The 12,710-nt window shown below is 53.3% G+C and carries 13 protein-coding genes; all 13 read left to right on the top strand.

Annotation, left to right across the window (positions count from 1 at the left end; genetic code table 11):
• Positions 1 to 40: 40 nt before the first annotated feature.
• Positions 41 to 307, top strand: coding sequence for a 30S ribosomal protein S20 (gene rpsT / locus ACUVOF_RS11105; protein WP_022521977.1), 267 nt, complete (start codon positions 41 to 43; stop codon positions 305 to 307).
• A 159-nt stretch (positions 308 to 466) separates the two neighbouring features.
• Entirely contained in the window at positions 467 to 1,990 is a 1,524-nt protein-coding gene (gene murJ, locus ACUVOF_RS11100) for a murein biosynthesis integral membrane protein MurJ (protein ID WP_447044413.1), read from the top strand.
• Positions 1,991 to 2,055: 65 nt separating this feature from the next.
• The gene (ribF, locus tag ACUVOF_RS11095; RefSeq protein ID WP_447044412.1) at positions 2,056 to 3,153 is read left to right on the top strand and encodes a bifunctional riboflavin kinase/FAD synthetase; all 1,098 of its coding nucleotides are present in this window, start codon (positions 2,056 to 2,058) and stop codon (positions 3,151 to 3,153) included.
• Entirely contained in the window at positions 3,137 to 6,007 is a 2,871-nt protein-coding gene (gene ileS / locus ACUVOF_RS11090) for an isoleucine--tRNA ligase (RefSeq protein WP_447044411.1), read from the top strand. The genes ribF and ileS overlap by 17 nt, the downstream gene beginning before the upstream one ends.
• Entirely contained in the window at positions 6,000 to 6,539 is a 540-nt protein-coding gene (lspA, locus tag ACUVOF_RS11085) for a signal peptidase II (protein ID WP_447044410.1), read from the top strand. Before ileS ends, lspA begins: the two co-directional genes overlap by 8 nt.
• Before the next feature lie 88 nt (positions 6,540 to 6,627).
• The gene (fkpB, locus tag ACUVOF_RS11080; RefSeq protein WP_447044409.1) at positions 6,628 to 7,074 is read left to right on the top strand and encodes an FKBP-type peptidyl-prolyl cis-trans isomerase; all 447 of its coding nucleotides are present in this window, start codon (positions 6,628 to 6,630) and stop codon (positions 7,072 to 7,074) included.
• A 68-nt stretch (positions 7,075 to 7,142) separates the two neighbouring features.
• Positions 7,143 to 8,159, top strand: a complete 1,017-nt coding sequence (ispH, locus tag ACUVOF_RS11075) for a 4-hydroxy-3-methylbut-2-enyl diphosphate reductase (RefSeq protein ID WP_113269463.1) — start codon at positions 7,143 to 7,145, stop codon at positions 8,157 to 8,159.
• 81 nt (positions 8,160 to 8,240) lie between these two features.
• Positions 8,241 to 8,636, top strand: coding sequence for a type IV pilin protein (locus ACUVOF_RS11070; protein ID WP_447044408.1), 396 nt, complete (start codon positions 8,241 to 8,243; stop codon positions 8,634 to 8,636).
• A complete protein-coding gene (locus ACUVOF_RS11065) occupies positions 8,623 to 9,204 on the top strand; it encodes a pilus assembly FimT family protein (RefSeq protein WP_447044407.1) in 582 nt (193 codons plus the stop codon). Before ACUVOF_RS11070 ends, ACUVOF_RS11065 begins: the two co-directional genes overlap by 14 nt.
• Positions 9,201 to 9,632, top strand: coding sequence for a type IV pilus modification protein PilV (gene pilV / locus ACUVOF_RS11060; RefSeq protein WP_447044406.1), 432 nt, complete (start codon positions 9,201 to 9,203; stop codon positions 9,630 to 9,632). Before ACUVOF_RS11065 ends, pilV begins: the two co-directional genes overlap by 4 nt.
• Positions 9,629 to 10,114, top strand: coding sequence for a PilW family protein (locus tag ACUVOF_RS11055; protein WP_447044405.1), 486 nt, complete (start codon positions 9,629 to 9,631; stop codon positions 10,112 to 10,114). Before pilV ends, ACUVOF_RS11055 begins: the two co-directional genes overlap by 4 nt.
• Entirely contained in the window at positions 10,111 to 11,523 is a 1,413-nt protein-coding gene (locus ACUVOF_RS11050) for a pilus assembly PilX family protein (RefSeq protein ID WP_447044404.1), read from the top strand. Before ACUVOF_RS11055 ends, ACUVOF_RS11050 begins: the two co-directional genes overlap by 4 nt.
• A gap of 110 nt (positions 11,524 to 11,633) precedes the next feature.
• On the top strand, positions 11,634 to 12,647 hold the full coding sequence (locus ACUVOF_RS11045; protein ID WP_447044403.1) for a tryptophan--tRNA ligase: 1,014 nt from the start codon (positions 11,634 to 11,636) through the stop codon (positions 12,645 to 12,647).
• The last annotated feature ends 63 nt before the right edge of the window (positions 12,648 to 12,710 follow it).

Genomic DNA, 12,710 nt, shown 5'->3' with positions numbered 1-12,710 from the left:
TCGCTTAAACGGCAACCTTTATTCTCCAAGGAGATACCCTGTGGCGAACAGCAAGCAAGCTCGCAAGCGCGCCCGCCAGGCCGAGAACCGTCGCGTCCTGAAATCCAGCCAGCGCAGCATGGTCCGCACCTACATCAAGCGTGTAGTGAAAGCGATCGGCACCGGCGACCACGCCAAGGCAATGGAAGAGTTCAAGGCAATGCAACCGGTCGTTGACCGTATTGCTGACAAAGACGTGCTGTCTAAGAAGAAAGCAGCTCGCCTGAAGAGCCGTTTGAACAAGCGTATTAAGGCACTGGCGGCGTAAGCCGGCAGGCGCCATAAAAAAAACCGGCTACGGCCGGTTTTTTTGTGCCTGGATGATTTTTTCTGGCTAGTTTTTCTGGACGGTTTTTCTGGATAGCTTATGACGGCGATAAAAACACCTAACACGACGCCTGGTACTAACGTGGTCCGGCGCGGGCTTATGCGTTCAGGCCTCGTCGTTAGTGCGATGACAATGCTGTCGCGGGTGCTGGGGCTAGCGCGTGATGTGGCTATCGCTACCTTATTGGGGGCGGGAGATGGCGCCGATGCGTTTTTCGTGGCGTTTAAGATTCCTAACTTTCTACGCCGTCTGTTTGCGGAAGGGGCCTTCAACCAGGCATTTGTCCCCGTGCTCTCAGAGTACTCCACCCAGCGTAGCCGGGAGGAAATACGCGCGCTGCTGAATGCCACGGCCGGTAGCTTAACGGCAGTGCTGGCACTGATTACAGCCGTGGCCATGCTCTGTGCACCGTGGCTCATTTGGGTGTTTGCCCCCGGCTTTGGCAGTGAACCGGAAAAATTGGCGCTGACCGCCGATATGCTGCGCTTAACGTTCCCCTATTTATTGCTGATTTCGCTGACCGCTTTTTCAGGCAGCGTGCTGAATACTTGGAATCGTTTTGCAGTACCCGCATTTACCCCCGTGCTGCTTAATCTTTCGCTGATTGGGGCGGCCTTGTTTTTAATGCCGCTTATGGAAGAGCCCGCCATGGCGCTGGCCTGGGGCGTGTTGATCGCTGGGGCTGCGCAGCTGGTTTTTCAGGTGCCGTTTTTATTACGTTTAGGGCTGATGCCCACACCGTGGCCAAACTTTGCCCATGAGGGCGTGCGTCGCATTCTAAGGCTGATGGGGCCAGCGCTGTTCGGGGTGTCGGTATCACAGATCAACCTGCTGTTGGATACCGTTCTGGCCTCATTGCTGGCAGCGGGGAGTGTGTCGTGGCTCTATTACTCTGACCGTTTAGTGGAGTTGCCGCTGGGCGTGTTTGGGGTAGCGATTGGGACGGTTATTTTGCCCGCGCTCTCTAAGCGCCATGCGGAACAGTCCAAAGAGCACTTTGCCGCCATGCTCGATTGGGCGATTCGGATTGTATTGCTGTTAGGCTTGCCTGCGGCGCTAGCACTGGCGGTATTGGCCGAGCCACTGCTGATTACGCTGTTCCATTACGGCGCAATGACCGATAACGACATACAAATGGCGGCGATGAGCCTGCGCGCATACGCCTTCGGCTTGGTGGCCTTTATGTTAATCAAAGTATTGGCGCCGGGCTTTTTTGCTCGTCAAGATACCAAAACCCCAGTAAAAATTGGCATTGTCGCCATGGTTGCTAACATGGTGTTTAATTTACTGCTGATTTGGCCGCTGGCCCATGCTGGGTTGGCATTGGCGACTGCGCTGTCGGCATTTTTGAACGCTGGCCTACTGGGTTACTTGCTGTATAAGCAAGGTGTGTTGGTCTTTCAGCCGGGCTGGAAGCGTTATTCTGTGCAGTTGCTGGGTGGCAGCGCTTTGATGTGTGCGGCACTCTATTTTATAGCGCCCGATTGGCAGGCATGGCTCACGTTTGGCCTTTGGCAGCGGGTAAGCTGGGTCACTGGGCTGGTCATCTTGGGTGGCTCACTCTACTTCGCGTGGCTGGCAGCATTAGGCTTACGCGTTCGACATTTTAAAATGCACTCATAACGCTGCACCCTGGCGTGTAGGTTCGTTATAATCAGAGGCTTTGTCCTCCCACTGGCTGAGGTGCCATGCGCGTCATTCGAGGTCTGCACAACTTGAAAGCGGCTCATCGTGGCTGCGTTGCGACGATCGGTAACTTCGATGGTGTGCACCGCGGTCATCAAGCCATTCTTCAGCAGTGCCGTGAACATGCCGCACGCTGGCGTGTGCCGCTGACAGTGGTGGTGTTCGAGCCCCAGCCGCGCGAGTTTTTTGCCGGTGATCAAGCGCCACCGCGGTTAACACGCTTGCGCGAGAAGGTGCGGCTACTGCGCGATTTTGGCGCTGAGCAAGTGCTGGTTTTACCGTTTAACGACACGCTGCGCAGCCTGACGGGGCGCGAGTTTATCGATCAGGTATTGATTGATGGGTTAGGCGTTAAACACTTGGTGGTGGGGGATGATTTCCGCTTCGGCTGCGATCGCCGCGGTGATTTTGCCCTACTGGCGGAAGTGGGCCGTGAGCAAGGCTTTGGCGTTGAGCACACACGTACTTTTACCGTGGATGACGAGCGGGTTTCCAGTTCGCGGGTGCGTACCTTGCTGGCCAGCGGGAATTTTTCCGCCGCAGCGCGTTTGTTGGGCCGCCCCTATTCGTTACATGGCCGTGTGGTACGCGACCAGCAACTGGGGCGTACGCTTGGCGTTCCCACCGCCAATCTGCCGTTGCTGCCTCAGCCGTTAACGCTGCGCGGTGTTTTCGCAGTGGTGGCGGAACTGGCAAACGGGAAACGCTACCCGGCCGTTGCAAACGTCGGCTTCCGGCCCACGGTGGGTTCAGATCGGCCGACACTTGAGGTACACCTGCTGGACTTTACCGGCGACCTTTACGGTCAACGCATGACGGTATACCCCTGTACGCGCCTACGGGGTGAGGTCAAGTTCGACGACCTTGATGCACTTAAAGCGCAAATTGAACGTGACCAGGACCGTGCCCGCCAGTATTTAATGGTGGCGGCGGCCGACCAAGACAGTGCTGAAGATGGTAGTACTGATCAACGTTATTCTCTTCCGCTGGCCTCGGCCCCGCTTGGGCGTGAGGCGATGTCTTCAAATGCGGCGTCTTCAAATACGATTTCTTCTGATTCTTATTCGGCGGATGATGCCGCCGATGCTAACGACGGCTGACCAGACCATGGATTATAAGCACACGCTGAATTTGCCTGAAACTGATTTCCCCATGCGCGGCATGCTGCCGAAGCAAGAGCCGGGCCGGGTGTCCCAGTGGCAGGATATGAACATTTACCAGCGCCTGCGAGAAGCGCGCGCAGGTGCGCCGCTGTTTGTACTGCACGATGGCCCTCCCTACGCCAACGGCAGTATTCATATTGGTCACGCCGTTAATAAGATCCTCAAAGATATTATCGTTAAATCGAAGAATTTAGCCGGTTTCGATGCCCCTTACGTGCCAGGTTGGGACTGCCATGGCTTGCCCATCGAGCACAAAGTAGAAACCACTCACGGAAAGCATTTGGCACCGGAACACGCTCGTGAGCTGTGTCGTGAGTACGCCGGGGCGCAGGTTGAAACCCAACTGGCTGATTTTGTTCGCCTGGGTATCATCGGCGATTGGGATCACCCGTACCGCACCATGGATTTCGCCAACGAAGCAGGCGAGATTCGTGCCTTGGCCGAGATGGTCGATGCGGGCTACGTGTTTAAAGGCTTGAAGCCGGTTAACTGGTGCTTTGACTGTGGTTCAGCGCTGGCGGAAGCGGAAGTCGAGTATCAGGACAAGAAGTCCGATGCCATCGATGTGGCTTTCCCGGTAGAAGACGCCGACAAGCTGGCGGCCGCGTTTGGCTTAGCTGAACTGACTAAGCCGGCGGCGGTGGTGATTTGGACCACGACACCGTGGACCATCCCCGCCAACCAGGCGCTGAACGTTCACCCTGAGTTTACCTATGCGTTGGTCGATACTGGCGAGCGCCTTTTACTGCTAGCAGAAGAACTAGTGGAAAGCTGCTTGGAACGCTTTGGTTTGCAAGGCGAGGTGATTGCCACTACCCAAGGCAAGCAGCTTGATCTGATCAACTTCCGCCATCCGTTCTACGATCGACTCTCGCCCATTTATCTGGCGGATTACGTCGAGTCTGAAGTCGGTAGCACCGGTATTGTGCACTCCGCACCCTCTTACGGCATGGATGACTTTATCACTTGCCGCGAGCATGGCATGGAGTTTGACGACATGCTCAACCCGGTGCAGGGCAATGGCGTTTACGCAGATGATTTGCCGTTCTTCGGCGGCCAGATGATCTGGAAGGCTAATCCCAATATCGTCGAGAAGCTGCGCGAAGTGAACGCGCTGATGGCGCATATCCCGATCAAACATAGTTACATGCACTGCTGGCGGCACAAAACGCCGGTGATTTACCGGGCCACGGCGCAGTGGTTTGTGGGCATGGATATTAAAGGCAAAGATGGCAAAACGCTGCGTGAAAGCGCTTTGGAAGGCATCGAAGCCACCGCGTTTACGCCCGCTTGGGGGCAGGCCCGCCTGCACAGCATGATCGCCAACCGCCCCGATTGGTGTATCTCCCGCCAGCGCAACTGGGGCGTGCCGATCCCATTCTTTTTGCATAAGCAAACCGGCGAGCTGCACCCGCGCACCGTTGAGCTAATGGAAGAGGCGGCCAAGCGCGTTGAGCAGGAAGGCATCGATGCCTGGTTCAAACTCGACCCGGCTGAACTGTTGGGCGCGGAAGCGGCGGAATATGACAAAGTCACCGATACGCTGGATGTCTGGTTTGATTCCGGCACGACCCACCGCCACGTACTTCGCGGCTCGCACCCTCACGGCCATGAAAACGGCCCGCGGGCAGATTTGTACCTGGAGGGCTCTGACCAGCACCGTGGTTGGTTCCACTCGTCGCTGCTCACCGGTTCGGCGATTGACGGTCACCCGCCGTACCGTCAGCTGCTGACCCACGGCTTTACCGTTGATTCCCAGGGGCGCAAGCAGTCCAAGTCGCTGGGCAATGTGGTAGCGCCTCAGGAAGTGATGGACAAGTTAGGCGGCGATATTCTGCGCCTGTGGGTCGCCTCCACCGATTACTCCGGTGAAATGGCCGTCTCCGACGAAATTTTGAAACGCACCTCTGATGTGTATCGCCGGATTCGTAACACCGCTCGCTTCCTGCTTTCTAACCTAAACGGGTTTGATCCAGAGCGTAATCAAGTCGCGTTTGGCGATATGCTGGCGCTGGATCAGTGGGTGGTGGATCGTGCCCACCAATTGCAGGCGCGGATCGAAAAAGCCTACGAAGAGTACCGCTTCCTGGATGTGTATCAGCAGGTACACGGCTTCTGCGCGCGGGAACTGGGCGGTTTCTATCTGGATGTCATTAAAGACCGCCAATACACCACACAAACCGATTCTTTAGCACGGCGCAGTGCACAAACCGCGCTTTATCACGTGGTGGAAGCGCTGAGTCGATGGATCGCGCCGATTCTCTCTTTCACCGCTGAAGAGATCCACGAGAATATTCCTGGTAAGCGCGGGGATAGCGTGCTGCTCGAGACCTACTACACTGACCTTGGCACTCTGGAAGAGAATGCCGAGCTGGGCCGTGCTTTCTGGGAGCAAGTGCTGGAGGTCAAGCACTCGGTGAATAAGTGCCTGGAAGATGCCCGTAATGCCAAAGTGATTAAGGGCAGCCTGGCGGCCGAAGTGACGCTGTACGTCAGTGATGAGCTGCAGGCGACTCTGGCTAAACTGGGTGACGAGCTGCGTTTTGTCATGCTGACCAGTGAAGTCACGCTTAAGCCCCTGTCTGCTGCAAGTGGGGCTGATGCGAGTGAAGCCGAAGCCACCGAGCTTGAAGGCTTGAAAGTGACGGTTAAGGCGAGTGACAACACCAAGTGTGAGCGCTGCTGGCACCATCGCCCCGATGTGGGCACTCATGCTGATCATCCAGATTTATGTGGTCGCTGCATTAGTAACCTCCCCGAGGGCAGCGGTGAGGTTCGCTACTATGCTTGATAAGAGCCCGCCTGATGCAAGCGCGCGGCCGACCATGCAGCGGCCGTTGCGTTGGCTGTGGCTAGCGTTGGCGGTGATTGTGCTGGATTTGGCCACGAAATACGTGGCCAGTAGCCAGCTGGGTTACGCACAGCCGGTGGAAGTGTTGCCGTTTTTTAATCTGACGCTGCTGCATAACACTGGCGCGGCGTTTAGCTTCCTAGCCACGCACCCCGGCTGGCAGCGCTGGTTTTTCGCCATTATTGCGATTGGCGCGACGGTAGGCTTAACAATTTGGCTCTCACGTATCAAACACGATGAAAAACTGTTGGCGATAGCGCTGCCGTTGATTATCGGTGGTGCGCTGGGGAATCTCTATGACCGCTTGGTGCATGGCTATGTGGTCGATTTTCTCTCCTTTCACGTCGCAGGGTGGTACTACCCGGCGTTTAATGTGGCGGATATTGCGATTACCCTGGGGGCGGTGGCCCTGATTTGGGAATCTATTATGGGTGAACGGCGGCGCAAAAAAGCGCACGGAAACGTTTCATAACGGTCTGGTCATGAAGGTCTGTTAATAACGGTCTGCCCTAACGCGAAGACATTCACGAAAAGTCATTTATAGACAGGTAAGGATGGTAATGAGCGACTACCGTATTGACGAAGGCATGGAAGTGACGCTGCACTTCACCTTAAAGCTGGAAGATGGCACCTTAGTGGACTCTACAAAAGAGAAAGCACCGGCCACTTTCGAGTTTGGCGATGGCAATCTTCCGCCCGGTTTTGAGCATCCTATTAAAGGCATGTCTGCAGGCCAGGAGGCTACCTTTCAGATAACCCCTGAACATGCTTTCGGCCAGCATAACCCGCAAAATATTCAGACATTGAAACGCGCAGACTTTGGCGATGAAGCGCCAGAAATTGGCATGGTGATGTCGTTTGCCGATAAAGCGGGAACGGAATTGCCAGGCGTGGTCAAAACCATTGACGGTGGTCGTATTGAGGTGGATTTTAATCATCCGTTAGCGGGCCGCACGCTCACCTTCGAGGTTGAGGTACTGGACGTTAAGCCGGTGACCACTCATTAAGCTCAGCCCACTAGCCGGCAGCGATCGAACTCACTAAGCAGATGCGGTTTCGCATCAAGGCGCTATTAATGCATTCACCAAGCACGCAGTCACCAAGCACTCAATCTTCCAGTGCGCAGCAGGCACAACCCATCGAGATTAAATTGGCTAATCCACGCGGCTTTTGCGCCGGTGTGGATCGCGCGATCGATATCGTTAATCGTGCCCTTGATGTCTTTGGCCCGCCCATTTATGTCCGGCATGAGGTCGTTCATAACCGCTTTGTGGTCGAAACGCTGCGCGACCGCGGGGCCGTGTTTGTTGAAGAGCTGGACGAAGTGCCTGACGATGTCATCGTCATCTTTTCTGCCCACGGTGTTTCCCGCGCGGTACAAGCTGATGCTGAGCGTCGTGGTTTGAAGGTGTTTGACGCCACTTGCCCGCTAGTCACCAAGGTGCATCTGGAAGTGTTGCGCTACGCCAAACGAGGGCAGGAGTGCATCCTGATTGGTCACGAAGGCCACCCTGAAGTAGAAGGCACCATGGGGCGCTACGATACCTCACACGGTGGGCGCATCTACTTAGTAGAAGACGAGAAAGATGTCGCTAAACTGGAAGTGCGTGATCCTTCCAAGCTGGCTTTTGTGACCCAAACCACACTGTCGATGGATGACACCGCCAAGGTGATCGACGCCCTGCGGGATAAGTTCGCTGACATCCAAGGGCCACGCAATGACGATATCTGCTACGCCACGCAGAATCGTCAAGATGCCGTGCGCGAGCTAGCGGCCCAGAGTGATTTGTTATTAGTGGTCGGTAGTCCCAATAGCTCAAACTCAAACCGCTTGCGTGAGCTTTCTGAGCGCATGGGCACCCCCGCCTACTTGATCGACAACGCCGAGCAGATTGACCCTCAGTGGCTGGAAAACGTGGCGCGTGTCGGGGTGACCGCTGGCGCCAGTGCACCCGAAGTACTGGTAAAAGGTGTGATCGCCAAGCTGCAAAGCCTTGGTGCATCGATGCCCGAAGAGTTACAGGGCCGCGAAGAAACCATCACGTTTTCTATGCCCAAGGAGCTACGCGAAAAGGTAATTGTGAGCGGCTAAGAAATGGAATCGTGATGCAAAGCATATTAGTTTGCGACATACTGAAACGGTATGAGTCGACTAATACAGGAGCAAAGCCGCGTGTCTTATGTTTCTCATCCTTTTACTGGCCGTTCTTTCTTGAAGGGCCAGCGCGGCTTTACCCTCATTGAGTTAATGATTGTGCTGGTGATTATTGGCATTGTCGCCTCTATTGCCTACCCCAGTTATACCCGTTATGTACAAAAATCAGTGCGCACCGATGCGCATGCGGGCCTTATGCAGGCTGCCTCCGAGCTTGAGCGCTGCTATACACGTTCATATACATATAGCGATTGCCCTATTAATAACACCTCTCCAGAAAACAATTATAAGGTTGAGGAGAGTATTAATGGTGACGGCTATCTACTAACCGCCAGCACTGACCAGAATGACGGTTGCGAAGAAGTGATTACGCTCAGTTCGAGTGGCGAAAGGTTACCCGATGCCTGCTGGTGAGTTGAGTAAACAACGCGGGTTTACCCTGATTGAGCTGCTAGTAACGCTAATAATTGCAACGATCATCGCTATTATGGCGGTGCCTGCGTTTGCCGGTTTTCTCGCTCGCCAACAGTTAACGGGCGACGTCAACGAAATGATCTCTATTCTGAGTTTTGCGCGCAGCGAGGCGATTAAACAGCGTAGTGATGTATCCGTTATCTTTTCTCCCCCCAATACCGCAATGACAAATCGCCGCCCTGAATCTTGTAGAAATAACGAAGTCGCTCAAGAGGCTAATGAAAGTGGTGAAGAAAACACCACCTATCGTTACTCGGATTGGTGTTATTGGGTAGCCAAAAGCGATGCGACCGATGAGATTTTGCGGTTAGGGCAGGCAGCTAATATAACCACGCCAGATCAAGCGTTCTCGCTCACTTTTCAAAGTTTAGGTGATGCAGATATTGATAGCTGCCGTGCTGATAGCTCCGTCCCTTGTCGCATTACGCTCAATCCGCAACAAGACGACATCGACCCTGTGACACTTATTATTAATACGACAGGCAGCATTCGTAGAGGCGAGCCATGAGACAACAACGTGGCTTTAGCCTCATAGAGGCGCTCATTGCGTTGTTGGTTCTTTCCATCGGCCTGATCGGTGTAGCGGCCATGCAGCTTAAAGCATTGCAAAGTGCCAATGCAGGCTACCAGCGATCAGTGGCAAGCGTCGCCGCGGTGGATGCACAGGAACGGCTCTGGGCCGAGTTGGCCACGCTTGAGAACGACGAAACCTGCGCTAGCATCGACCTAGCGGCGTTTCAGCAGCAATGGAAAAATGACTGGTTTGCAGATAACGACCATAACCCGCTTCAGAATGCCAATGATGTCGAAAGCAGCATCGTCAAAGGCAGCGCCGGAGACGAGTGCCTGTTTACCGTGACCATGGTGCTGGGTAATGGCGAGAATGACCGATTTGACTACACCTTCCGTCTCCCAAGGCTTGAGGTGCAGCAATGAAACAGCGCCAACACGGATTTACCCTAGTGGAGCTTATGGTGGCGATGACGATCGGTACGGTCATTATTTTAGGTGCTGGCCAGCTGTTTTTAACCACCTTTCAAACGTTTCAAACCGTTGACAAGGTTAGTCGTAAACAAGAGACATTAATTTTTGCGGTAAGCACCCTGACTGAAGCAGGTCGTAAAGGAGAAATTGGTGACTACGCTATCGTCCCAGATGAGCGAAGCTCTGACAGTGGTACGCGTCATTTCTGTGTTCTGCAAGATGAGGCCCAAAACCAGCCAGTAGTTGATCTCGCCCAAGTTGATGACGCGACAGCCTGCCCAACTCTTTCTGAATATAGTGGTAATGATGTGTCTCGCATAATCAGGTTGTCCATTGGCGATTGCCGAGAAGGCGGGAGTGCGATGTGCGATGAGCTTACCTTTACTATCAATGAGCGAAATAAAGTCATCACGTCACAAGAGTCAGCTCCATGAAACAGCAGCAAGGCGCAGCGCTAGTGATTGTTATGGCACTACTCGCCGGGGCGCTAATGTTAGGCATGTCAGGTATGCAGAGCGCGTTGATCGATGAGCGTTTAGCGGGTAATTATCGAGCTTCAATATTGGCTCAAATGGCAGCAGAATCGGGCGCGATTGCTAGAGTGGGCCAAAGCTCCGAAATCGATAGTAACGTGAGCTGTGAAGAGTTAAGAGAGTCGATTAAAAATACCACTGCTAACCCTGGAGGCTTTTCTGAATTTAATGCAATTGACTCGTTTAAAGAAAATAGTAGTGTGTCAATTGGGTATTATTACGCTGAGTGCCAAAATGGCGGAATAAATTCTGAATTAATTATTGGCCAAGTTAAAAGTAGTGCAGAGGAACCGATTAATAATTTTATAGCAGTTTATTATTATTTATTTTCCCTTGGTGATGGCGGGGGGGCTGAACCATCACCTGATAAAGGAAGCAGTTTTGGTAATGGAGCAATAGTGGCAGGGGGCGGTGGCATTAATTTAACAGGAAGTGCCCACGTAAGCGGCGGTCTTGTTACTAGCGGTGACGTAAAGATAAAAGGAGGTGCTACGCCACCTGACTCAATCGATGCGGCCGGGTCGATTGATTCTCCAAGTTATTGGGACGAAGAAAAATCGGAAAATTTTCGAGAAAATGTCATTTTTGAATCGGTTGAAGAAGATCCGCTTAGCATCCATGACATCTATGCGTCTGTAGATAGAAAGACACAGTCGCTGACAAAACATCCATATGAATATACCAGTGTTCGCGTTGGGCAATGGCCTCTTGTTGATGCCACGATCAGTGGTAGTGGACTCGTTGGTTTTAATGAGTCTGAAGAACCTGGAGAGAATCAAGTAATGGCGGCAGCCGTTAATTACGATGTATCCGAGGTGCCGAAAATAGCAGGTGATTTTCCCGTGGTGAGAACAAGGGACTTTAACCAAACGAATGGTAGCTTAACAGTGACAGGGGATGCAGTTCTTATCGTGGATGGTGATTTAACACTTGGAGGCGGTGGTGATGAAGGGCTTATCTTTGCAGGGGATAGTTCCTTAACCGTGCTGGTGACAGGTAATGTAGATCTAGAAAGTTCGTTGCAAATGAAAAACTTGACTGTGAAGACTGAAAGCGGGAACCCAAGGTTCGCTATTTATTCGTTGGGCGAGCGCGTCACAATCGCTGGAAGTGCCCAAGTGATGGCCATGATTTATGCCCCTTTTGCTACTGTTGATATCGTGGGAAGTAGCGGTTTGCGAGGTGTTGTATGGGGACGGCGCGTTGATGTGAGTGGTGCAGGCCGTATTATCGGGGAGGGGAGTTTTGGCGATGAACCTGGCAATGCAAATAGCGGAACGGGGAACGGCAGCTGGGCACCGTTTAACTGAAGGATATTAAGCGATTATAGAGCTTCCCGAGCCTCTACTTGCAATTTCCAGCGTGGTAGACTCCAATTCTCAGTTCGTTCCGCATTATTCCAGTGATAGGCTAATTTCCAATGAGTCAGACCCGCGTCCTTACCGGTATTAACACCACCGGCACGCCCCATTTGGGCAACTATGTTGGAGCGATCAAGCCCGCCATTGAGGCAAGTCAGGATTCCAACGTGCAGTCGTACTATTTTCTGGCCGACTATCACTCCCTGATCAAGTGCCAAGACCCCAAGCGGGTGCAGCAGTCTCGCCTGGAGATTGCTGCGACTTGGCTTGCGCTAGGGTTAGATACCGATAATGCGATTTTCTACCGCCAATCGGATGTTCCAGAAATTCCCGAGCTCACCTGGATGCTCTCCTGCGTGTGCGCCAAAGGCTTGATGAACCGCGCCCATGCTTATAAAGCAGCAGTGGCTGAGAACGAAGAAGCAGAAAACCAAGACCCAGACAAAGGCATTACCATGGGCCTGTTTGGTTACCCCGTGCTAATGGCGGCCGATATTTTAATGTTTAACGCCAACAAGGTGCCGGTAGGGCGTGACCAGATTCAGCATATCGAGATGGCTCGCGATATCGCAGGGCGCTTCAATCATCTCTATAAAGGTCAGCATTTTGTTCTCCCGGAAGCCGTCGTTGATGACAAAGTACAGCTTCTGAATGGCTTGGATGGACGCAAGATGTCCAAAAGCTATGATAATACGATTCCGCTCTTTGCCTCTGAGAAGAAACTGCAAAAGCTGGTGCGTAAAATTAAAACTAACTCGCTGGAACCCGGTGAGCCAAAAGATCCCGATAGCTGCACACTGTTCCAAATTTACTCAGCCTTTGCGACTTCGGAAGAAACCGAAAGCCTGCGCCAACAGTATGCCGATGGTATTGGCTGGGGCGATGCAAAGAATCTGGTATTTGAATACCTGAATGCCCACTTGAGCGCGCCGCGTGAACGCTATAACGCACTCATGGAAGACCCAGCCCATATTGAGGCGGTTCTGCAGAAAGGCGCGGAGCGGGCACGGGAAGAAGCCGCCGTAACAATGGATCGCTTGCGCTCAGCCGTTGGCCTGGGGCGGTTTGTTTAGAACTTGTCCTCAGCCTCTGTATCAAGAGCGATAAGTCTGTAACGAGACAGTAGAAACAACGAA

The organism is Vreelandella sp. H-I2, from assembly GCF_052959335.1.
This window is presented reverse-complemented; position numbering and strand designations above follow the sequence as displayed.

What these genes read in the sequence shown, in the direction of transcription:
- murJ (WP_447044413.1), top strand. Translation starts at nt 467, where the DNA reads ATGCGTTCAGGCCTCGTCGTTAGTGCGATGACAATGCTGTCGCGGGTG.
- ribF (WP_447044412.1), top strand. Translation starts at nt 2,056, where the DNA reads ATGCGCGTCATTCGAGGTCTGCACAACTTGAAAGCGGCTCATCGTGGC.
- ileS (WP_447044411.1), top strand. Translation starts at nt 3,137, where the DNA reads ATGCTAACGACGGCTGACCAGACCATGGATTATAAGCACACGCTGAAT.
- lspA (WP_447044410.1), top strand. Translation starts at nt 6,000, where the DNA reads ATGCTTGATAAGAGCCCGCCTGATGCAAGCGCGCGGCCGACCATGCAG.
- fkpB (WP_447044409.1), top strand. Translation starts at nt 6,628, where the DNA reads ATGAGCGACTACCGTATTGACGAAGGCATGGAAGTGACGCTGCACTTC.
- ispH (WP_113269463.1), top strand. Translation starts at nt 7,143, where the DNA reads ATGCATTCACCAAGCACGCAGTCACCAAGCACTCAATCTTCCAGTGCG.
- ACUVOF_RS11065 (WP_447044407.1), top strand. Translation starts at nt 8,623, where the DNA reads ATGCCTGCTGGTGAGTTGAGTAAACAACGCGGGTTTACCCTGATTGAG.
- pilV (WP_447044406.1), top strand. Translation starts at nt 9,201, where the DNA reads ATGAGACAACAACGTGGCTTTAGCCTCATAGAGGCGCTCATTGCGTTG.
- ACUVOF_RS11055 (WP_447044405.1), top strand. Translation starts at nt 9,629, where the DNA reads ATGAAACAGCGCCAACACGGATTTACCCTAGTGGAGCTTATGGTGGCG.
- ACUVOF_RS11050 (WP_447044404.1), top strand. Translation starts at nt 10,111, where the DNA reads ATGAAACAGCAGCAAGGCGCAGCGCTAGTGATTGTTATGGCACTACTC.
- ACUVOF_RS11045 (WP_447044403.1), top strand. Translation starts at nt 11,634, where the DNA reads ATGAGTCAGACCCGCGTCCTTACCGGTATTAACACCACCGGCACGCCC.